This is a genomic window from Pauljensenia sp. C0170B5, assembly GCF_056590195.1.
In genome coordinates this window covers 1-20,792 of record NZ_JBWPVR010000003.1, presented here as the reverse complement: position 1 = coordinate 20,792, position 20,792 = coordinate 1, and the positions used below count along the sequence as shown (strand labels likewise).

The following is a 20,792-nucleotide window of genomic DNA, read 5'->3' as shown; positions in this document are numbered from 1 at the left end:
GTCATGAGTACTTCTTCACAACCACGCGTCCAGCGTCATCGATCCGTCTACGACATCGTCGCAATATGTTTTGTCGCGTTCTTGCTGATCTCCAATATCGTGGCAACCAAAGTGATCGGGATCCATATTGGCCCGCTCATGCTGGTTTTCGATGGCGGCGCGGTCTTGTTCCCACTGACCTACATCCTGGGCGATTTACTCTCTGAGATTTATGGCTTTGCGCGGGCCAAGCGCGTCATTCTCACCGGTTTTGCAGTTTCCATCCTGGCCTCCCTGACCTTCCTGGTTGTCGGGGCTGCCCCTGTAGGCCCGGGGTATGAGAATCAGGATGCTTTCGTCGCCGTGCTCGGTTTCGTGCCACGCATCGTGGCTGCATCGGTGTGTGGCTATCTGGTCGGGCAGTTGCTGAACTCCTGGGTCCTGGTGCGCATGCGCCAGCGGTGGGGTGAGCGTAACCTGTGGGTTCGACTCATCGGTTCGACAATGGTGGGCGAGCTGGCTGACACGCTGATTTTCTGCACCATCGCCTTCGCCGGAATTATTCCCGGATGGGACTTCGTCAACTACGTGGTGGTCGGATACCTGTACAAGGTGGGGGTCGAGGTCATTTTCCTGCCCCTGACCTACGCAGTGATCGGTGCGGTGCGCCGCTGAGAACAGCCAGAGCGCAACGCCGCGCATGAACGTGAGGTAACGCATGACTGACGCGCCGCAGTGGATCGCGCTCCCGTCCCGCCCGAGCCCAGAAGTCACGCCCCAGCCCGGCCAAGCTGGCACAGTGAGCGAGGGAGGAGTCGGTTTCGAGGTCACATACCGTCACGACAGCGGTATGGGACTGTCCCGCACGGGTGTCATTACCACGCCTCACGGTCAGATCCACACCCCCGCATTTGTTCCAGTGGGCACGAAAGCCAACGTCAAGGCACTGGTTCCCGAGATGGTGGCGAATCTGGGCGGCCAGGCGGTCCTCGCGAACGCCTACCACCTGTACCTGCAGCCCGGATCCGACATCGTGGATCGTGCCGGCGGCTTCGGCGCATTCATGAATTGGCACGGCCCGACATTCACCGACTCGGGTGGTTTCCAGGTGCTCTCACTGGGCGCTGGCTTTAAGAAAGTGCTGACGCAGGAGTTTTCGGGAGTCTACAAGGAGGCTTCTGCCGCCGAGCAGGACTGGATGTTCCGCCAGGCCGTGAAATCTTCGCGCGCAGTGGTCGACAGTGACGGCGTGGTGTTCCAAAGCCACATTGACGGTTCCCATCACCGTTTTACTCCGGAAAAGTCGATGCAGATTCAGCATCAGCTGGGTGCAGACATCATGTTCGCATTTGACGAGTTGACCTCGCTGCTGCATCCGCGTTGGTATCAGGAGGAATCCCTGGAGCGTACGCATGAGTGGGCGCGGCGTTGCCTTGCTGAACATGAACGTTTGACCCACGAGCGCGCGGATCATCCTTACCAGCAGCTCTTCGGCGTTGTCCAGGGCGCACAGTATGAGGATCTGCGTCGCTGTGCTGCGCGCACCCTGGCGCAGATGGAAGTCGATGGCCGCACCTTTGACGGGTTCGGAGTGGGAGGCGCCCTCGAGAAAGAGAATCTGGGGCGCATTGTGTCGTGGGTATGCGAGGAGCTGCCCGACGATCGTCCTCGTCACCTGCTGGGAATTTCCGAACCGGATGACCTGTTTGCCGGAGTGGAAGCTGGGGCGGACACGTTCGACTGCGTGAATCCGTCGCGCGTAGCGCGAAATGCCGCGATCTACACCCCGGACGGGCGCTTTAACGTGACGAATGCGCGCTTTGCTGACGACTTCACTCCCCTGGTCGATGGATGCGGGTGCTACACGTGTCAGCACTACACCCGCGCCTACGTGCGTCACCTGTTCAAGGCCAGGGAGATCCTTGCGTCCACGTTGGCGACGATTCACAATGAGTGGTTCACTGTGCACCTGGTCGATGCGATCCGCGGAAGCATCCAGTCAGGTGACTTCGATGCTTTCCGTGATGAAATGCTCGGACGCTATCATCACGCTGACCAACGCTAGCGGCTACTCTTGCGATATGAGTTTTAACGAGGGGGTCCAGTCTAATTCTGGACGAGTGCGTACCAGCCGCGGCGGACGTGGCGTTGCCATCGGTGGCGGATCCGTTGCCGTACTGATCGGCCTGTTCCTGCTGTCACGTCTGACGGGAATCGACCTGACCGGCCTGGCCGGAGGGGCGCAGCCCAGCGTGGAAGAACAGTCCGGATCGTCTCTGCAACACTGCCAAACTGGTGCAGATGCCAATCAGTACGTCGAATGCCGCATGGTGACGACCGCTGATTCACTGGACGTAGTTTGGCAGACTCAGTTGCCCGAGCAGGCCGGAATGGACTACCAGCCGCCCAGCTTCCAGCTCTTCGAGCAGGCGGTGAACACAGCGTGTGGTACGGCCTCTTCACAGGTCGGTCCTTTCTACTGCCCCTCAGATGCGTCAGTGAACCTGGACCTGGGTTTCTTCCAGCAGATGGAATCGCAGCTCGGTGCTGCCAACGCACCTTTGGCTCAGGAGTATGTGGTCGCTCATGAATGGGGCCATCACATCCAGCATCTTCGCGGCATCTTTGCCGAACATCGCAGCCAGGAGACCGGTGAGCAAAGTGATGCAGTGCGTCTTGAACTGCAGGCAGACTGCTACGCCGGCGTGTGGATGCATTGGGCCTCACAGACCAAGGATCCCGAATCAGGCGAGGCATTCCTGAAAGAGCCGACTTCTGAGGAACTGGCGCAAGCATGGCAGACTGCCGAAGCCATTGGTGATGACCGTATTCAGGAGCAGGCGCAGGGCACGACCAATCCTGAAAGCTGGACACATGGGTCAGCTGAACAGCGACAACGCTGGCTTGAAACTGGCGTGCAAAACGGCTCGCTGGAGAAGTGCGATACATTCGCTGCACCGGAAGTGTGACGGCAAGCGCCTCGATTGGGAGGCAGTGTTGGCGGTGCGATAGCATCGAACCGTATCGGTGAGGAGATTGCGCTATGAGTATCGTCGAGCAGGCACACGCCCACTATGAGCCGGGATGTCCGTATGAAATTCCGATCCCGGACACGCCACTGTTCGAACTGCTCAATACGACTGCCCGACTGTACCCGTCGCATGTGGCGCTGGATTACATGGGTGCGACCACGACCTATCGGGAAGTCCTCGCTCAGGTGCTGCGCGCCGCCCAGGTCCTGGTGGATGCTGGCGTGCGAAAGGGCGACGTGGTCGCCATCGCACTGCCGAACTGCCCGCAGGCATTTGTTGCGTTCTATGCCTGCATGAGGATCGGAGCCGTAGCGGCTGAGCACAATCCGCTCGCACCCGCCCACGAAATTGAAGGCCAGCTCAAGCGTCACCACGCCAAGGTCGCCATTGTGTGGGAAAAATGCGTCGGCTCCTACCCCACTGATGGGTCGGTTGACATCGAGAAGGTTTTCACCGTCAATATCGCAGCCGGTCTTCCCACCATTCAGCGCCTCGCACTGAAGTTGCCGGTCGCCAAGGCGAAGCAGATGCATGACAAGATGCGTGGTGAGGTTCCTGATTCGACGCGTTCCTGGGATCATGCAGTGGCCGCTGCTCACAGTATTCGTCGCGATTATCCGCATCCAACTGGCTCAGATCGAGCCGTTATCTTGCACACGGGCGGCACCAACGGTATTCCAAAGTCGGTTCCGCTCACTCACACCAACATCGGCGCCAATGTCAATCAGAACCTGTTCTGGGTGTGGAAGCTGCACGAAGGCGCGGAAACGTTTTTCTCCCTGCTTCCCTACTTCCACGCATTCGGGTTGACGTTTTTCCTGTGTACCTCCGTCAGGAAGGCGGCGACGCAGGTCCTGATGCCGACTTTCGATGCGGCAATGGCTGTTGCCGCGCATCGTCGTCGTGCCGTCACGTTCTTTGTCGGTGTTCCCGCGATGTTTGAGAGGATCCTGAAGGAAGCACGAAAGACGCATACGCCGCTCGACAGCATCCGGTATTCGGTCTCCGGAGCGATGCCGTTGTCTACCGCATTTGCCGACGAATGGGAAGAATATACCGGCGGCATTATCCTAGAGGGCTATGGCTTGTCTGAAACCTCTCCTGTCATCTGCGGGTCGCCTCTGGGACCAGGCAGGCGACATGGCACACTGGGTATCCCCTTCGCTTCCACCGAGCTGCGCCTAGTCGACCTTGAGGATCCCACGCGTGATGTCGACGATGGCGAGCCAGGCGAGATCGTTGTGCGCGGCCCGCAGGTCTTTGAGGGCTACCTGGATGCTCCCGAGGAAACCGCAAAAGTCTTCACACAGGACGGCTGGCTCCGCACCGGCGATATCGGTGTCAACGATGACGGTTTCATCACGCTCGCTGACCGCCGCAAGGAACTCATTTTGTCCGGCGGCTTCAACGTGTATCCCTCGCAGGTTGAGGACGCGATTCGTTCCATGCCTGGGGTGAAGGATGTGGCCGTTGTCGGTCTGCCGAAGGGTGATGAGACCGAGGAAGTGACCGCTGCGCTGATCATGGACGAGGGCGCTCCCCTGATTTCCTTGGATCAGGTCCGCGAATGGGCAGAGCGATCGATCTCGCACTACGCATTGCCGCGCCAGATCGCGTTCATCTCCACCATGCCGCGTAATCAGCTGGGCAAGGTCATGCGGCGCAGGGTTCGTGAGCAGTTGCTGAATCCGGCAGCAAAGTTGTGGGATTCCACGTCAAAAGCGGTTGAGGACGCCGTCACCCCGGTAGTGAAAGGTGTCAGCGAAGCTGCCACAACGCTCTCCCGCGGAGTATCCGATGCAACCGAGGCGGCGATCCGGTCCTATCAGGAAGAGCAGACCCGCCACGAGGCTGCCAAGCGCGCCGCAGATGGACAGACGGATACGGGCGAGAGTTCCTCACGCGACTAAGCACAAACAGACGATGCTCAGACGTTGAATCCGAGGGCGCGGAGTTGATCCCGCCCATCAGGAGTAATGCGTTCTGGCCCCCAAGCGGGCATCCACACCCAGTTGACCATCACCAGATCCGTGAACGTCTGCAGCACCATCTGCGCCTGCTGTTCGATCACGTCGGTCAGTGGGCATGCAGCAGATGTCAGCGTCATATCCAGCTGGATACTGTCATCCTCACTGACCGTGATGCCGTAGAGCAGACCGAGGTCAACGATGTTGATTCCCAGTTCGGGGTCGATGACGTCCTTGAGTGCTTCTTCCACGTCTGCGGCGGGAACGGTGCCGTTTTCCACGTAGTCAACGCCGGTGGGCAGTTGCTGCTGTGGTGCGGGGGCAAAGCGCTGTTCGACAGGTTCCGTCTGAGCCATCGGGTTTGCTGACTGCGCGCCTTCGGGCGAATAGGGCGTGTCACTCATGATCGTCTCCTGCTATGTCGATACCAACTTGTGCCAGCGCGTCACGCAGGGCGTACCATCCCAGCAGTGCGCACTTGATTCTGTTCGGGAACTGGCTGGTTCCTTCAAGGGCCGCGGCATCCCCCAGCGCGTCCAGGACTGTATCGTCCACACCCTGACCGCGCGAATGCATCATGGTTTCCATATCGGCGTACAGGTCACGCACCGTGTCAGTCGGTTGGCCTTCGACCATGTCGGAGAGCATCGACAGGCTGGCCTGCGAGATGGAGCAGCCATCCCCGTCCCACACCAGGTGTTCAATGTTTCCGGCATCGTCAACTCTGATGCCCAGGGTCACCTCGTCACCGCATGTGGGGTTGACCTGGTGTGAGGACGCCTGGATGTTGTCCACCGTGCCGCTGCCTCGGCGTTCGCGTGAGTGATCCAGGATCACTTGCTGGTACATCTGTTCAAGACTGCTCATTATGCTCCTGTGAAAAAACCTGCTGTTGCGCTCACCGCGTCGATCAGCTGATCGATCTCGGCGCGTGTCGTGGTCACTGTTGCCGTCGCCCGCGTCGATGCGCGCTCGCAGAAAAACTGGTGCAACGGGATGGCGCAGTGGTGTCCTACTCGCACCGCAACGTCACGCGAGTCAAGGAACTGGCCCACATCATGTGGGTGGACTCCGTCCATCGTCCAGGCCACGACTGCCAGACGGTCGTGCGTGGTTGTCGGTCCCAGGATCTTCACGCCTTCGACGTCGGACAATCCTTCCAGCATCAGTGTGGCCAGTTCCTCTTCGCGCCTGGCAATGGCATCCATTCCAATGGTGGATATGTACTCCAGTGCGCGTGCCCACCCGACCGCCTGTGCCACTGGTTGCGATCCGGCTTCGAAGCAGTCAGGTGCAGGCAGGAACTCAGTGGAATCCATCGTGACAGATGCGACCGTTGAGCCGCCCGTCAGCACTGGTGGCATCGCTTCAAGCAGGTCGCGACGTGACCACAATGCACCAATTCCAGTCGGCCCACACATCTTGTGTGATGACAGAGCAATGAAGTCTGCGCCCAGTGTTGTCACGTCAATCGGAAGGTGCGCAGATGACTGGCATGTATCCAGAACCACCAGTGCGCCGACGTTATGGGCTGCCTGGATGATCGGCTCAATCGGAGTGATCGCTCCGGTCACGTTGGATGCGTGTGTGACGGCGACGACCTTCGTGTTCGGCGTGATGACGTCCAGTGTATCGAGGTCGATTCGTCCCTCGGGGTCCAGATCGAGCCACTTGAGCTCGGCTCCGCTGCGCTGGCAGGCCAGCTGCCACGGCACCAGGTTCGAGTGGTGTTCGGCGCGTGAGATCACGACCCGGTCCCCTGCCTGCAGGCTGAAGCGGACATCGTGGCCTGTCGAGCCACCAGCTGACCCGTTCGTCATCGCGTAGGCGACGATGTTGAGTGCTTCAGTGGCGTTCTTCGTCCACACCACTTCGTCCGGCCGCGCTTTGATGAAGCGTGCGACGGTGGCGCGCGCGTCCTCGTACAGTTGCGTTGAGTCATCTGACAGCACGTGGGTACCGCGATGCACGGCACCGTTGTGGTGCCGGTAAAAGTCAGTAACCGCGTCTATGACGCACGAGGGTTTTTGAGATGTGGCTGACGCGTCAAAGTAGGCGATGGGGCCACCCGCCCTACCGCGCCGCGTCAGGTACGGGAAGTCCTGACGAATCTCATCGACGGTGAACGCGCCGATCGTCTCACTCACAATCTGCTCCTACTGCTTACTGAAGGTATGAGTCGTACCCTGTTTCTTCCAGTTGTTCAGCCAGTTCCGGGCCGCCTTGAGCGGCAACGTGACCGTCAACAAACACGTGCACATGGCTGGGGTGAATGTAACGCAGGATTCGCGTGTAGTGCGTGATCAGCATGATCCCGCAGTTCGTGGACTCGTGGACCCGGTTGACACCCTCGGAGACGATCCTCAGCGCATCCACGTCAAGGCCGGAGTCAGTCTCGTCAAGAATGGCGAACGAGGGGCGCAGCATCTCCATCTGCAAAATTTCGAGGCGCTTCTTTTCACCACCGGAGAAGCCCACGTTGACGTCACGCTCAGCGAAAGCCGGTTCGATGCGCAATTTCTCCATTGCGGCGTTCATGTCCTTGACCCAGGTCCGGATACTCGGCGCCTTCCCGTCGATCGCGGTCTTGGCGGAGCGCAGGAAGTTCGACACTGACACGCCCGCCACTGCCACAGGGTACTGCATCGCCAGGAACAGGCCGCTGCGGGCGCGCTCATCAACGGTCATGTCCACAATGTTGTGACCATCGAGGTAGGCGGCGCCTTCGGTTACCTCGTAGGCTGGATGACCGGCCAGCGCGTAGGCGAGTGTGGATTTGCCTGATCCGTTCGGTCCCATGATGGCGTGGATCTCGCCAGATTCGATGGTGAGGTCGACACCTTTGAGGATCTGTTTCGTGCCCTCAGGTGTTTCTACGTTGACGTGAAGGTTCTGAATTTCCAAAGTCGACATGTCGCGTTCTTTCTCTTACGTTCGAGGGCGGCTCAGCGTCCCGTAACTTCAAGTTCTCTTTCAACCGATTCCATCAGATGTTTTTCAATGGCCGGAACACCGATCTGGTCAATCAGTTCCGCGAAGAATCCTCGCACCACGAGGCGACGGGCATCTTCCTCGGTGATTCCGCGGCTCATCAGGTAGAACAATTGTTCATCATCAAAGCGTCCTGTCGCTGATGCATGTCCTGCTCCGGCGATCTCACCGTTTTCAATCTCAAGGTTGGGAACTGAATCAGCATGAGCGCCTTCGGTCAAAATGAGGTTACGGTTCAGCTCATAGGTGTCTGTTCCGTCAGCAGGTTCCTGGATGAGGCAGTCACCAATCCACACCGAGTGCGCATCCTTACCCTGCAGGGCGCCTTTATACGTCACGCGTGAGTAGCAGTTGGGTGCTGAGTGGTCCACGAACACACGGTGTTCCAGGTGTTGTCCTCCGTCCACGAAGTACACGCCCAGCATAGTCAGTTCAGCGCCCGGCCCTTCAAAGTCGGTATCGGCGCACAGGCGAACCGTATCGCCACCCAGTGTGACCACGATGTGACGCACTTTCGCGTTCTTGCCAATGCGGATGCGGTGGTTCGACGCGTGTACAACACTGTCGTCCCATTCCTGCAGAGACACGAACGTTAACGAGGCGTTCTCACCGGTAGTGATCTCAATGCCCTGGTTGATTCGCGCGTCGGCGCTGTCCGTGTGGTTGAGGATCACTGTGGATTCGCTGTGTGCGCCTGCGTCGACGACCAGGTGCTGGCTGCGTTGGTCAGAGGCCGTATCCACCGTAATAAGAATTGGATCGTCGATGCGTTGTCCGGCTGGAACGGACACGACCTGAGCATCATGGAACGTATTCCATTCAACTACCGCGGTCCTGTCACCAGGAGCCAGCACGGTGCCCACGCGTGAATCGTTTCGCGAGACGGTTTCAACGCAGACGCCTTCGGGAGCTTCCACAGTCAGCGGAGCGTCCTCGGTATCGTAGTTGGCCGGGTCGAACAACATCGAGATACGGCGCATCGGGGTAAATCGCCAGTCTTCTTCCTTGCCTTTGGGCACGGGAATATCGTCGAGGTTGAACGACGTCGGCCGATCTGCGCGCGATGGGTGTGGGCTGACGTGATCTTTGCGATGGTCTTGAGCCAACTCAGCCCACCGATCCTTCCATTTGTAGTTCGATGAGGCGGTTCAGTTCGAGTGCGTACTCCATGGGGAGTTCCTTCGCAATAGGCTCGACGAATCCGCGCACAATCATGGCCATAGCTTCGTTTTCATCCAGGCCGCGACTCATCAGGTAGAACAGCTGATCTTCTGACACTTTCGAGACGGTGGCCTCGTGCCCCATTTCCACGTCGTCGGTGCGCACATCCACATACGGGTATGTGTCGGTGCGGGAGATCTTATCGACCAGCAGCGCGTCGCACAGAACATTCGACTTGGAGTGGCGCGCACGCGCATTGACCTGCACGAGGCCTCGATACGAGGTGCGCCCACCCCCTCGTGACACTGATTTGGAGACAATGGACGAGGACGTGTGCGGCGCCATGTGCACCATCTTCGCACCCGTGTCCTGGTTCTGGCCGGGGCCGGCAAAACCGATTGACAGTGTTTCGCCTCGGGCGTGGTCACCCATGAGGAAGCACGCGGGGTACTTCATCGTGATCGCGGAGCCCATGTTGCCATCGATCCACTCCATCGTTCCACCCTCGTCAACGATGGCACGCTGAGTCACCAGGTTGAGCACGTTGGTCGACCAGTTCTGGATGGTCGTGTATCGCACGCGGGCATCCTTGCGCACGAAGATTTCCACGACTGCGGCGTGCAGCGAGTTGGAGTCGTAAATCGGGGCCGTGCAGCCCTCGACGTAGTGAACGTAGGAACCTTCGTCCGCTACGATCAGCGTGCGCTCAAACTGGCCCATCGCTTCGGTGTTGATGCGGAAGTAGGCCTGCAGAGGGATCTCAACGTGGACGCCCGGTGGCACGTACACGAATGAGCCACCCGACCATGCTGCCGTGTTGAGTGCTGCGAACTTGTTGTCACCTGAAGGTACCGAGTGCCCGAAGTATTCCTTGAAGATCTCGGGGTATTCACGCAGGCCGGTGTCGGTGTCCATGAAGACGACGCCTTGCTTCTCCAGATCAGACTGAATCTGCTGGTAAACAACTTCAGATTCGTACTGCGCGGCCACGCCTGCGACCAGACGCTGTTTTTCCGCTTCGGGAATGCCCAGGCGGTCATAGGTCTGACGAATGTCTTCGGGCAGGTCGTTCCAGTCTTTAACCTGACGGTCGGTGGGACGCACGTAGTACTTGAAGTCACCGAAGTCAATGTCGGACAGGTCGGGACCCCATGCCGGCATGGGTTTGCGCTCGAAGATCTCCAGAGCTTTCAGTCGGCGCTCCAACATCCATTCGGGTTCATTCTTTTCGGCCGAAATGTGGCGCACCACCTGCTCGTTGATGCCTTTGGGAACATCATGTGAGTAGTCGTCCTTGTCGTGCCATCCGAATTCGTATGCACCGATGGATTCGATAATCGCTTCATCACTTCTGCGCTTATCCTCAGATGAAACGATTGGCGGTGACTGGCTCATATTGTCCTTTCCTCAGTGACTTGACTGGCGTCAAGATCGTGACTTTGCCGCTGTGTCAAAAGCACTCACGCTATCGCCTGAGAGCCGCCAACGCAGAGCGCCGGATTGTGGGGGCACCCACGGGAATATGCGTGGTGCATACGTGCTCCCCTCCGGCCAAGGTGGCCAAACGTTGAACATGCACGTCCAGCAGACGCGCAAAGGCTTGGGTTTCCGCTTCGCACAATTGTGGGAAGTCATCGGCTACCTGCTGGATCGGGCAGTGACCCTGACATAGCTGGATTGCGAAGGTGCCATCGCCAATGTCGCGCACTGTCGCTGCGTAACCGTCCTGGGTGAGCGCGTCAGCCAGAGCCTGTGCGCGCACTTTCGGGTCGTTCCCTGCTTCACGCACGATCGGCGCGTATCGACGTTCGATTTCGCGTGAGCGGGCAGCGGCAAATGAGTCAATGGCCGGGCCACCTCCGACCTGTCCCAGGTAGCCCAGAGCCTTGACAGCCAACTCGGAGTATCCCTCTGGGAGCCTGTCGTGTGCTCGCTCGGTTGCCACGTAGTGACGCGCTGGTCGCCCTCGTCCACGCTTGTCAGTCGAGTAGTCCTGATACTGAACGATTTCTCCAGCGTCCTGCAAAATGGTGATGTGCCGTCTGACCGCCGCCGTGGTCAGATCCAGGATCTTCGCGATGACCGTAGCGGTCACGGGACCTTTTTCGACGATTAGGTCGAGCACCTGCTCGCGGGTGCCGATTTCAGTCGGCTCTCCCATGACTGTCCTCCTTATCGCCGTCAATAACTACCCCACCAGTGTACGGCTTTTAGCAACACGATGCTTTCTAAATTACGGCGATTGAGATCACTTGCACGCTATAAGGAGGATTCGAGTCTGGAGCAGTCAGTTCTGACGCGCAGAACGCATCCACGGCGCGTCGCTGGCACGCAGGGTCTGCCACCCGTGGGCGCGCGCAGCGAAGGTGGCGAGAATTCCCACGCAGGCTGAAGGGTTATGCAGATTTCCCGCAGCAACGAGGCGAACAGCTTCATCCAGGTTGACCCAGCGGGTCACCATCGCCGCTTCCTCATCCTCACGCTCGAAGGTGGTGCCAGTCGGAGAAACATCGCGGGCAAGGAAGATCCGCAGAGATTCTTCGGATCCTCCAGGTGAGGTGAAGTAATCGACGAGGACATCCCAGCGCTCAGCCTTCTGATCCGTTTCTTCAGCAAGTTCGCGTTTGGCCGCTGTCAGGGGGTCTTCACCCTCGATATCGAGAAGGCCGGCCGGTATCTCCCACAGGTGCGCGCCTACTGGATGGCGGTACTGGTATTCCAGCAGTACTTCCTCATTACCGTCCTCACCGCGCAATGCGACGATGCCGACTGCGCCTGGATGCGACAGGTACTGGCGAATCACTGAGTGAGAGTCGTCAAGGATGACCTCGTCTTCAGCCATGTCAAAGACTTTGCCGCGCCATACGATGTCGTGACTGGCGACGGGTGCGCTTCCGCTGCGATCAGCGATGGGCATCTGTTCATCCTCGTGTGCCGTCACGGTGTTACTCTCCTCCGCTTTGTGACTGGGCTCCGTCTGCCGGTTCGTTGTGTGGCGCGGGTGGAGCCGCTTGCCGGCCTGAGAGCTGAAGATCTGGGAACACGCTGGTGGCGCTGTCCTCGCCGCCCAGTGCGCGTGGCTGAGCCTGGGCGCTCGGAAGTGCGAGAACTGTTGCCAGCGTGGCGATCGCTGTTCCTACGGAATCAACGGTGGTGATTGGAGCGTTCTGTGCACGCAGCTGGGCAATCATCGCGTCCGCATCACCGGCATCACCCACGATCACGCCGGGATTGGGCGCACTTGCCAATGCGCGAGCCATTCCGACCCATGCGCTCGAAGAGGCCGGGCCTCCTGTGCCGCTCTGGGCGTCCTGCGCGGTTGCCATTCCAGCCTTCATCGTGCGTGGCCCGACCAGAATCAGGGTGTCAGCCTGACCGCCCTCGGATTCATCGAAGGTGACAATGGGACGCGAATCATCGGTCAGGATGTCACGGAGCAGATCCTGGTTGGCGCCAGAGGAGGTCATAATCGTCACGATGGCCTGCCCGATCACTCCGTCACTGGTCAGATCTGCCGGAACGTCACCGGCGAGGTTGGTCTCAACTGGCGTGGCCAGCGTATTGCGATACTCGGTCATGGACTGAGAATCCCAGTTGTCTGTCAGTGTTGCGACGCTGACAACTGTTGCACCGGCTTTGCTCAGCATAGTCTTGAGTTGCTCGATATCAGCAGGATCGGTGGCCGCCATTTTCAGCAGACCAATATTGCGTCCTTCGAGGGTTCCCGGCACAATCTCGTCGCCCATTTGCGAAACGGCTGCTTCTGACAGCTTGAGGCTGTGTTCGGCTTCTTCGAGTTGTTCCTGAGCGGTTCGCTGCGCCTGTGCGCGCGATGAGCTCAGTGCGTCATCGAGCCGTACCTGCAGGGGGCCGGCACCGAGGATCACGCCCACGCACAGCGCGATGAAGATCGCGATGATGGAGACTAGGTGATAGCGAAAACTAACCATGATGACCTCTTTTAACTGCTCCCTGCGCTGAAGGGCCACCAGCTTGCGACCCAATGGGCTACGACTTCCATAGCACCCTGTCCCCACGGTGTGGACCACAGTGCCGCACCGGCCAGCAGGACGGCGACGATAACGAATACGATCAGCCAGAACGCTGAAATGCGTGGACGGTAGGTTTCGCGAATGGCACGCGATGAGATAAGCGCGTCACCTGCCTTGAGACGCGTGAAGAAGGTTGACGCCATTCCGGCGCGTCCGCGATCGAGGAAATCCTGGAGTGTCAGGTGAATACCGATCGTGGCGATCACGGAGGCACGTTGCGTGGCAGCCAGAATGATCGCTGCATCCTCACTGGTCCCAGATGCGGTCATCACTTCGTAGGAGCGTCCCTGTCGGTTGAGGCGTTCGCGTCCTGGAGCGGTGCCGTCACGGTTCTCCCGCACCACTAGTTCAGCCCCGCATCCCAATGCCTTTTCTGAGACCGCATCCATGTCGGCCACGATGATGTGGGGCTTCATGCGTTCGCGAAGCAGCAGGTCCGCTCCCCCGTCAACGCCGACCAGGATGGGGTTGGTATCGCGAATCCAGCGACGCAGCCCTTTGAGTTCCTTGACAGAATCTTCAGCCTTATTCACCAGGAGAACCGGGCGACCCTGCATCTTGGTGCGCAGGGTCGGAATCCCTTTTTCGTGGTAGAGCAGGTCAGATTCGCGCTCAAAATAGTCATCTGTGAATTCATCGAACGCTTCGATCTGAGTGCTCAGACCCAGGCGTGCTTCCTCGCGTGCGCGCAGGTCGTCCTCGTCAGTCATCACGTGTCCGGATGCGATCAGTCGACCATCTTGCGTCACCTCTGTGCCGCTGATCGTGATGGTGTCTCCCTCACGCAGGGTCATAATGTCAGAACCCAGGTCATCGAGCAACAAAATGCCTGCTTTGAGGACGAGGGCTGGACCGAGGTTCGGGTAGCGGCCGGTAGAGGATGCTGACGCGTTCAAAATTGCTGTGGGTTGTGCGTCAATGAGCAGTCGGGCGGTGGCCCGGTCCAGGTCAGGCCTGTCAATAACCGCAATTTCACCGGCTTCGAGGCGCCGGGCGAGCCGCACGGGATTCTCGTCGATGCGAATCCGTGCCCTCACATCCGCATCGCTGGGAGCCTGCGATGGTGGCATACCTGTCTCATTGTCACTCACAGGGCGATTGTGGCACGGTTGCGGCCAGAATCAATTCTTTCGCGTGACGGCGTGCCGTTTCTGAGGTGGTCGGCGAGCCGGTCATTCGCACGATCTCGTCGATGCGTTCTTCCCCGTCAACGCATGTCACACGCGCAGTTCCACCCTCTTTGTGCACTACCAGGTGGGTGTCTCCATAGGCTGCCACCTGAGCCAGGTGGGTGACCACGATCACCTGGTGTACGCGTGCCAGCCGTGCCAGTCGCGCGCCCACCTCTGTGGCTGTGCGCCCACCGATTCCGGCGTCGACCTCGTCAAAGACGAAGGTGCGGGGCGTCGCACGATGCGAGAGCGCCACTTCCAGTGCCAGCATGACGCGTGAAAGCTCGCCACCTGATGCTCCGCGAGACACTGGCCGGGCGGGCGCGTCAGGATGAGGCTGCAGCATGAATGTGATGTCTTCACACCCCGTGGAGTTGGGTTTACGGTGCATCAGTTCGACGTTCAGGTGTGCCCCTTTCATCGCCAGTGCTGCCAGCTCGGCATCGACGTGCTCGCTGAGTTCGTCTGCGAGGTGCCGGCGGGAGGTGCTCAGGCGCTCCCCCAGTTCCAGTACGCGCTGCTGAGCCTGCGCAAGTTCAGCGGCGAGGGAGTCTTCGTTGACATCCGGATCTGTCAGTTCTTCAAGTTCAGCGCGCGCCTGAGCTTCCCATTCAAGCAGCTGAGTGGCATCTGCGGCCCGCCCCTGCAGCAGGCGATTCAGGTCGGCGCGCCGTTGGTGCAACGCGTTAAGACGCTCCGGGTCGGCGTTCAGTGTGGACAGGTAGGCCTCGGCATCATCTGCCAGCGAGTCGGCATCAAGACGCAGAGTGTGGGCACGCTGGGCGAACGAATCGAGCGTGGAATCAAAACGCGAGGCATCTGCGAATGCGGCCTGGACGCGGTGCAGCAGATCGATCAGGTGGGTCTCGTCAGATTCACCGCGCAGACATGCGTAGGCCAGAGCCACCTGGGCGCGCAGATCCTCAACGTTGGTCAGTCTTTCAGTCTGAGTGCGCAGATCGTCGTCTTCACCCGGATACGGGTCCAGCTGGCGGATCTGGTCAGTGATGCGGGTCAGTTCCTCAATGCGTGTCGCACGTTCGTCGGCGTGCGAGCGCGCCATGTCCAGGCGTTTTTTCGCATCGACTGCTGCTTTCCAGGCTTGCGCGTAGTCGCAGAGAAGCTCCTGGTGCTGATCGTCGCCTGTCTCATCGAGAGTGGCGCGCTGGACGGATGCCTGACGTAGACGCATCTGGTCGGCCTGGCCGTGAATCGTGACGAGGCTATCGCCAATATCAGCAAGAATGGATACCGGGATGGGGCGTCCTGCAAGGTGGGCGCGTGATCGACCCTTGGCACTAACCGTTCTGGACACGATGAGCTCACCGTCTTCGACGTTGGCTCCAAGCTCCTGGGCGCGTGCGGCAACCATGTCATCGACTTCGAAAATGCCGTCTACTTCGGCCTGCTCACACCCCTGACGCACGGTCTGAGAATCGGCCCGAGTGCCGAGCAAAAGTGACAGTGAGGTCAACACCATCGTCTTACCGGCTCCGGTTTCACCGGTGACAACAGTCAGGCCAGGTGAAAATTGCACGTCGGCTTCGTCAATGACGCCCAGGGACTTGATGCGGAGCGCATCGATCACCTTGGCCTCCTCTCGCCTCTCCAGCTCTCACGTGACAGATTAACGCTCGGATGGGCGTTTCCTCCAACCATCCACAGGCAGCTGGAATCGTTTGACCAGTCGCGTAGAAAATGGAGTGTCATCGAGGCGCAGCAGGTGGACGGGGCGACATCCTCGTGTGGCAGTGATGGTTGTTCCGCTGGGGACGGTGCGCTGACGCAGACCGTCGCACCACACTTCTGGCGCACTCCACGCATCTTCGAGGATATTGACGCTGAGCACTGACGAAGGGCTGACAACAAGTGGCCGCGTGAACAGGCCATGCGCGGCCAGCGGAGCCATGATGATTGCCTCCGTGTCGGGCCATACCACTGGCCCGCCAGCAGAGAACGAATATGCAGTTGAGCCGGTGGGTGTGGAGAAGATGATGCCGTCCGCCCCGTAGGTGGATACAGCCTGTCCGTCCACTCCGAATCCCAAGTGGACCGGGTGCGCCACGTCTGTGTGCATGACGACTGCTTCGTTCAGCGCCCAGTCGTGCCATTCGGTGCCATCGGGGAAGTGCGCATGGATGTCGAGCGTCATGCGCGTATCCATGGTGTAACGTCCATCTGCAATCATGTCAACAACTGACAGGATGCCGTCCGCAGACACTTCCGCAAGGAAGCCCATGTGCCCCATGTTGATGCCGAGCAACGGTGCGTCGAATTTCCGGGCGTATTCTGCTGCGGCAAGAATCGTGCCGTCGCCTCCTGTGGCCAGCACCAGGTCGATATCGCCGGTGCAGTCTCCTTCAGGCACCACGTCAATGTCGCGTACCGAAAGTTCACGTGCTGCTGCCTGGGCGGCTGCCTGTGCTTCTGGGCGGTTGATGTGGCGCACCAGCATGACGCGCTGAATCACGAATGTTTCCTTCCCTTCACTGCCGGCCCTTCCTGTACTGCTCTGACAATCCGATTGTGCAGGTTTTGCTCCAAGATCGCATCCGGATGACCTGAGCGCATCGCCAGGAAATACTCGACATTACCGGCAGGACCCGGCAACGGTGAAGCCTGAACGGCGTATATATCCAACCCATTGCTACGCGCACATTGCGCGACTTTTTCCACCGTTTCCACGTGCTGATCGGGGTCACGCACCACGCCTCCGTGGCCGAGCCTGTCTTTGCCGATCTCAAATTGAGGCTTGACCATCAACAGGTAGTCCGCGTCGGGTGTTGCCACGGAAATCAGCGGCGGGATCACCAGTGTCAGTGAAATGAACGATAAGTCGGACACCACCAGGTCAACGGGTGGCGTGATATCGGCGGGCGCGAGCGTACGAATATTGGTGCGATCACGTACCTCGACGCGCGGATCCGACTGCAGCTTCCAGGCAAGCTGCCCATATCCCACGTCAACAGCGATCACCTGCTGTGCGCCTCGCCGCAACAGGACGTCAGTAAACCCGCCCGTCGATGCTCCCGCATCCAGACACCGTCGCCCCTGTATGCGCGGTGCTGATTTTCCGAGGGCGTCCAGCGCGCCGGCAAGTTTGTAGGCACCGCGTGAAGCGTAGTCGACGGCGTCCCCCTCGGTAATGACGATTGCCTGTGCAGGATCCATTTGTCGAGCCGGCTTGAGCACCACCTGCCCGTCGAGTTTGACGCGCCCGTCGTGGATAAGTTCCTGAGCGTGGGTGCGTGAGCGTGCCAGGTGGCGGCGCACCAGTTCGGAGTCGATTCTCCTGAGTTTCATCTCAGCGGCTCACGTGCTCGAGGGCAGCACGAAGCTGCGCATCGAATCCTGCCAGCGTGCGTACCTGAATCTGTGCGCTTGCCTCGTTCAATCCGTCGAGTTCGACTTCTCCGTTGGGAATTGTGACCGCGTCCTCACGATCATGCGGATCATGAGGGCGCGGTGTCACGGGGTCGTTCTCACTCACTGGCACTGTCCTGCGACACGTCCTGCACGCTGTCCGCTGCGGCAGCGTCATCCTCGCTTTCAGCGGTCTTCACGCCGGTCTCGTCATCTGCGCCCTCGCGCAGCAGAGCTTCGAGTTCTTCTTCACCAGGAAGGAACGCCGGGATCGGATTGTCTGTGCTGAGGGCTTCCTCTTCGACTTCGGAATCCGGGCGCGTATCTTCAGCCAATTCCGCGTCAATGGCGTCTGAGACCTCGGGATTTTCCGCTTCGTCTTCCGGTTCGTCCTGAGGTTCAGGCGGGGTCACAATCCCTGCCGGATCGTCGTTGGGCACAACCGTCAATTCCGGGCACCGCACGGGCTCATCTGATTCGACAGCCCACGCTGCGGCTGCCAGCGCACGATACGAATCCAGGGTGACCCTGGTCGGTTCAGTCAACTCGATACCGTCCAGGCGCAGCGTGCCCCACTTGGTCACCGATGCTACCTGGGAGTACCCACAGGTCCACGTGTTGTCCTTGTGATGTTTGGGATGAGGATGAGCCTCGTTCAACCCTCGCATGTCAAGGGCGAGGTAGGTGGGTCGCTGACCCTTTCGTGCCCGGATCACATCTGCTGCCTGATGGACACCGGTAAGCACGTGAAGGGCAGGGTAGCCAGCTGAGACAGCGCCGGCAATATCGGTTTCGAGTCGGTCTCCCACGCTCAGTGGATTGTGTGCTTCGACCAGGTTCGCACCGCGTTGGTAGATTCCGGGCGTCGGCTTACCTGCCGCGGTTGCACGCTGTTTGGTGGCATGTTCGACGGCGGTCACCAGAGAGCCGTTTCCGAGGGCAAAGCCTTCTTCTGTCGGCAGTGTGGAGTCCATATTGGAGGCAAAGAATCGGGCGCCGGCCTGAATCGCGTAGGCAGCCTGCGACATCTGTTCCCAGCCGACAGTTCGGTCCAGTCCCATGACGACTGCATCTGGCTGGTCACTTGCACGTTCAACGAGGGTGAATCCAGCTTTTTCGAGAGCTTCGCGCAGTCCGGGACCACCAACCATAAAGACCTTGGCGCCGTCATCGAGCTCGTCGCTCATAATAGCCGCCACGTCCATCGCGGATGTCATGATCATGGATTCGTCCGCTTCGAATCCCATCGAATTCAGCTTTTCAGCGACTGCCTGAGGCGGACGTGAGGCATTATTGGTCACGAACACCGTCTTGATGCCGTTCTCACGCGCGGCGACGACGGACGGGGCCGCATGCTCAATGGGGTCTGATCCCATCCATGCCACGCCGTCCAGGTCAAGCAACGCTGTGTCAAAGAGACTGGACAGTGGTTCGTCGGTTCCGTGCAACGTGCTGCCACGCTTGGTGACGTCCGCATCAGCAATCATTTCGATGTCCACGATGTCGGGATCTTCGATTTCTGGCGGCATCGATTCTTCGACTTGAGTGGCTTCTTCGTCGCGCCCCAGTTCGCGCAGACGATCGGCTTTGACGCTCATCAGGCGGCGCACATATTCGGTGTCGGCATCTTCAGGCAAGGCTGCCAGCGCATCATCGACCAGCACCAGGCCGACTTCGTTTTGTCCTAGATCCGCACGCGCACCAGACGAAACGAGGACGAGTTCGACCTGTTCACCCAGGTCAAGAGCGGCGGTGTCGGTCTTGTCAATAATGTCAACTGCTCGTTCTGGATGGCCCAGTCCGCGTTCACAGTCCGCTTCCACGGCGCGCAGAGACTGGTCTCCGCGCATGCGTCGCACGGCTCGCACCTCACGCAGTGCTTCTTCATAGCGTCCCGATGCGTAGGCAGTCAATGCGGCTGCTTCGCGTACTGTATCGACACGACCGGCTCGCTTGGCTGCGGCGCGGGCATGCTCGTAGGCCTGCTCGGGATCCAGATCAATGAGTTGACCGGCCATGACGAGGTGGCGTGCCACGATGTCATGGTTAGCTCCCGATAGCGTCTTGAGTGAACGCAGGGCTTCAGAGTCGAGTTCACTGGCTGATACGCCGGCTGGAATTGTCGGCTCATCACCGTGAGGTGACACGTATTCTTCGGTGCTCGCGTAGTTGGCATCGCCGCGCTGATTGTTTCCTCGGTCGTGACGTGAACGGGAGCGGTCATCGCGCCAGCGGTCTCCACGATCGTTTCGGTCGAAACGGCTGCCACGTTCGGAGTGGTCATGACGGTCATTCCGACCGCCTCGGTCTGACCAATTCCTGCCTTTACCGTCACCTCGTCTGTTGAAGCGCTTTCTGCCATCGCGGTCGAAACGGTCAGAACGTCCGCCGCGACGATCGTCGCGTTCTCTAAAGCCGCGCCCCTCGCCATGACGGTCGCGGTCACTGTCTGAGCGGTTGAAGCTGCCGCGCTTGAAATCACGGTCATTGTCGCGCTGCTGCCATTGTCCGCTTCCGCGTCGTGACTCACCGTCGCGTCGGAAACCACCGTCACGCTGAAAACCACCGTCTCGCCGTGATTCGCCGTCATCGAAGCGACGATTGCGTGACTGGTAGCCACCGGAAGAGCGCCGACCTCCCTGGTCATCTCGACGGCCGAAGCCTCGGCGGTCTGAGGAGCCCCTCCATGAACGCTCGCCTCGTGAGCGGAAGTCGTTCGATCGATCGTGTCGTTCGTCTGCCATGAATGGTCTCCCCTATTCGTCTGTGTCCCGCCCTATCTACGGAGCTGCTTCACACGTTAATACTGCTGTTAATGCTACCTGATATGCGCTGACATACCTGTCAGCTCATGAATTTCGTGCGCAGATACACGTCTGAGGCGGGCAGTTGCCCGTGCACTACTATGTTGGTTGACTGGGTATCCGGTCGGTCAGCCCCGCTGGGTGCGTGCGTCCGGGTAGTGTGTGCGCGTAAAAAAGGGGGGGGTGGGGTACGTGCCTGTCTCCAGGCCTGTACCCCACCCCCAACTCACGGTTGATTGCGGCAGTGTCTTACTCTCCCACGACCCCCCGG

Annotated in this window: 19 protein-coding genes; 4 read left to right on the top strand and 15 right to left on the bottom strand. The window is 59.6% G+C overall.

Annotated elements, in window-relative coordinates:
- Window positions 1-3 precede the first annotated feature (3 nt).
- The 4 genes from AC1EJZ_RS05270 (at window position 4) to AC1EJZ_RS05255 (ending at window position 4,921) form a co-directional block, all read left to right on the top strand.
- Complete coding sequence (locus AC1EJZ_RS05270) at window positions 4-654, top strand: queuosine precursor transporter (RefSeq protein ID WP_480294116.1); 651 nt, start codon at window positions 4-6, stop codon at window positions 652-654.
- Window positions 655-697: 43 nt separating this feature from the next.
- Window positions 698-2,044 carry a tRNA guanosine(34) transglycosylase Tgt gene (gene tgt / locus AC1EJZ_RS05265; protein WP_480294115.1) on the top strand — a complete coding sequence of 449 codons (1,347 nt, stop codon included), beginning with the start codon at window positions 698-700 and terminating at the stop codon, window positions 2,042-2,044.
- A gap of 16 nt (window positions 2,045-2,060) precedes the next feature.
- Window positions 2,061-2,948, top strand: coding sequence for a KPN_02809 family neutral zinc metallopeptidase (ypfJ, locus tag AC1EJZ_RS05260; RefSeq protein ID WP_092648624.1), 888 nt, complete (start codon window positions 2,061-2,063; stop codon window positions 2,946-2,948).
- 74 nt (window positions 2,949-3,022) lie between these two features.
- Window positions 3,023-4,921: an AMP-binding protein gene (locus tag AC1EJZ_RS05255; protein WP_480294114.1), complete on the top strand. Its 1,899-nt coding sequence runs from the start codon at window positions 3,023-3,025 to the stop codon at window positions 4,919-4,921.
- Between the two features lie 17 nt (window positions 4,922-4,938).
- Here AC1EJZ_RS05255 and AC1EJZ_RS05250 read toward each other — a convergent pair whose 3' ends face one another.
- The 15 genes from AC1EJZ_RS05250 to AC1EJZ_RS05180 all read right to left on the bottom strand — a co-directional run bounded on the left by AC1EJZ_RS05250 (window position 4,939) and on the right by AC1EJZ_RS05180 (window position 20,461).
- On the bottom strand, window positions 4,939-5,382 hold the full coding sequence (locus tag AC1EJZ_RS05250; protein ID WP_257590272.1) for a metal-sulfur cluster assembly factor: 444 nt from the start codon (window positions 5,380-5,382) through the stop codon (window positions 4,939-4,941).
- The gene (gene sufU, locus AC1EJZ_RS05245; RefSeq protein ID WP_092648626.1) at window positions 5,375-5,845 is read right to left on the bottom strand and encodes a Fe-S cluster assembly sulfur transfer protein SufU; all 471 of its coding nucleotides are present in this window, start codon (window positions 5,843-5,845) and stop codon (window positions 5,375-5,377) included. The genes AC1EJZ_RS05250 and sufU overlap by 8 nt, the downstream gene beginning before the upstream one ends.
- Entirely contained in the window at window positions 5,845-7,125 is a 1,281-nt protein-coding gene (locus AC1EJZ_RS05240) for an aminotransferase class V-fold PLP-dependent enzyme (RefSeq protein WP_092648627.1), read from the bottom strand. Before AC1EJZ_RS05240 ends, sufU begins: the two co-directional genes overlap by 1 nt.
- 16 nt (window positions 7,126-7,141) lie before the next feature.
- Window positions 7,142-7,891, bottom strand: a complete 750-nt coding sequence (gene sufC / locus AC1EJZ_RS05235; RefSeq protein WP_058236816.1) for a Fe-S cluster assembly ATPase SufC — start codon at window positions 7,889-7,891, stop codon at window positions 7,142-7,144.
- Window positions 7,892-7,923: 32 nt separating this feature from the next.
- On the bottom strand, window positions 7,924-9,075 hold the full coding sequence (sufD, locus tag AC1EJZ_RS05230) for a Fe-S cluster assembly protein SufD (RefSeq protein WP_480294112.1): 1,152 nt from the start codon (window positions 9,073-9,075) through the stop codon (window positions 7,924-7,926).
- Window position 9,076: 1 nt separating this feature from the next.
- Window positions 9,077-10,525, bottom strand: coding sequence for a Fe-S cluster assembly protein SufB (gene sufB, locus AC1EJZ_RS05225; protein WP_058236818.1), 1,449 nt, complete (start codon window positions 10,523-10,525; stop codon window positions 9,077-9,079).
- 70 nt (window positions 10,526-10,595) lie between these two features.
- Window positions 10,596-11,291, bottom strand: a complete 696-nt coding sequence (locus AC1EJZ_RS05220; RefSeq protein ID WP_058236819.1) for a helix-turn-helix transcriptional regulator — start codon at window positions 11,289-11,291, stop codon at window positions 10,596-10,598.
- Window positions 11,292-11,417: 126 nt separating this feature from the next.
- Entirely contained in the window at window positions 11,418-12,047 is a 630-nt protein-coding gene (locus tag AC1EJZ_RS05215) for an NUDIX domain-containing protein (RefSeq protein ID WP_058236918.1), read from the bottom strand.
- Between the two features lie 28 nt (window positions 12,048-12,075).
- Entirely contained in the window at window positions 12,076-13,080 is a 1,005-nt protein-coding gene (locus AC1EJZ_RS05210; RefSeq protein ID WP_480294111.1) for a copper transporter, read from the bottom strand.
- 11 nt (window positions 13,081-13,091) lie between these two features.
- The gene (steA, locus tag AC1EJZ_RS05205) at window positions 13,092-14,273 is read right to left on the bottom strand and encodes a putative cytokinetic ring protein SteA (RefSeq protein ID WP_480294109.1); all 1,182 of its coding nucleotides are present in this window, start codon (window positions 14,271-14,273) and stop codon (window positions 13,092-13,094) included.
- Window positions 14,266-15,942 (bottom strand): DNA repair protein RecN, encoded by a 1,677-nt coding sequence (recN, locus tag AC1EJZ_RS05200; RefSeq protein WP_092648631.1) that lies wholly within the window; start codon window positions 15,940-15,942, stop codon window positions 14,266-14,268. The genes steA and recN overlap by 8 nt, the downstream gene beginning before the upstream one ends.
- Window positions 15,943-15,981: 39 nt before the next feature.
- Window positions 15,982-16,821 (bottom strand): NAD kinase, encoded by an 840-nt coding sequence (locus AC1EJZ_RS05195; protein WP_058236919.1) that lies wholly within the window; start codon window positions 16,819-16,821, stop codon window positions 15,982-15,984.
- Complete coding sequence (locus tag AC1EJZ_RS05190; RefSeq protein ID WP_092648632.1) at window positions 16,821-17,657, bottom strand: TlyA family RNA methyltransferase; 837 nt, start codon at window positions 17,655-17,657, stop codon at window positions 16,821-16,823. Before AC1EJZ_RS05190 ends, AC1EJZ_RS05195 begins: the two co-directional genes overlap by 1 nt.
- A gap of 1 nt (window position 17,658) precedes the next feature.
- Window positions 17,659-17,844 (bottom strand): hypothetical protein, encoded by a 186-nt coding sequence (locus AC1EJZ_RS05185; RefSeq protein WP_058236824.1) that lies wholly within the window; start codon window positions 17,842-17,844, stop codon window positions 17,659-17,661.
- Window positions 17,837-20,461 (bottom strand): HAD-IIA family hydrolase, encoded by a 2,625-nt coding sequence (locus AC1EJZ_RS05180; protein ID WP_480294107.1) that lies wholly within the window; start codon window positions 20,459-20,461, stop codon window positions 17,837-17,839. The genes AC1EJZ_RS05185 and AC1EJZ_RS05180 overlap by 8 nt, the downstream gene beginning before the upstream one ends.
- Window positions 20,462-20,792 lie beyond the last annotated feature (331 nt).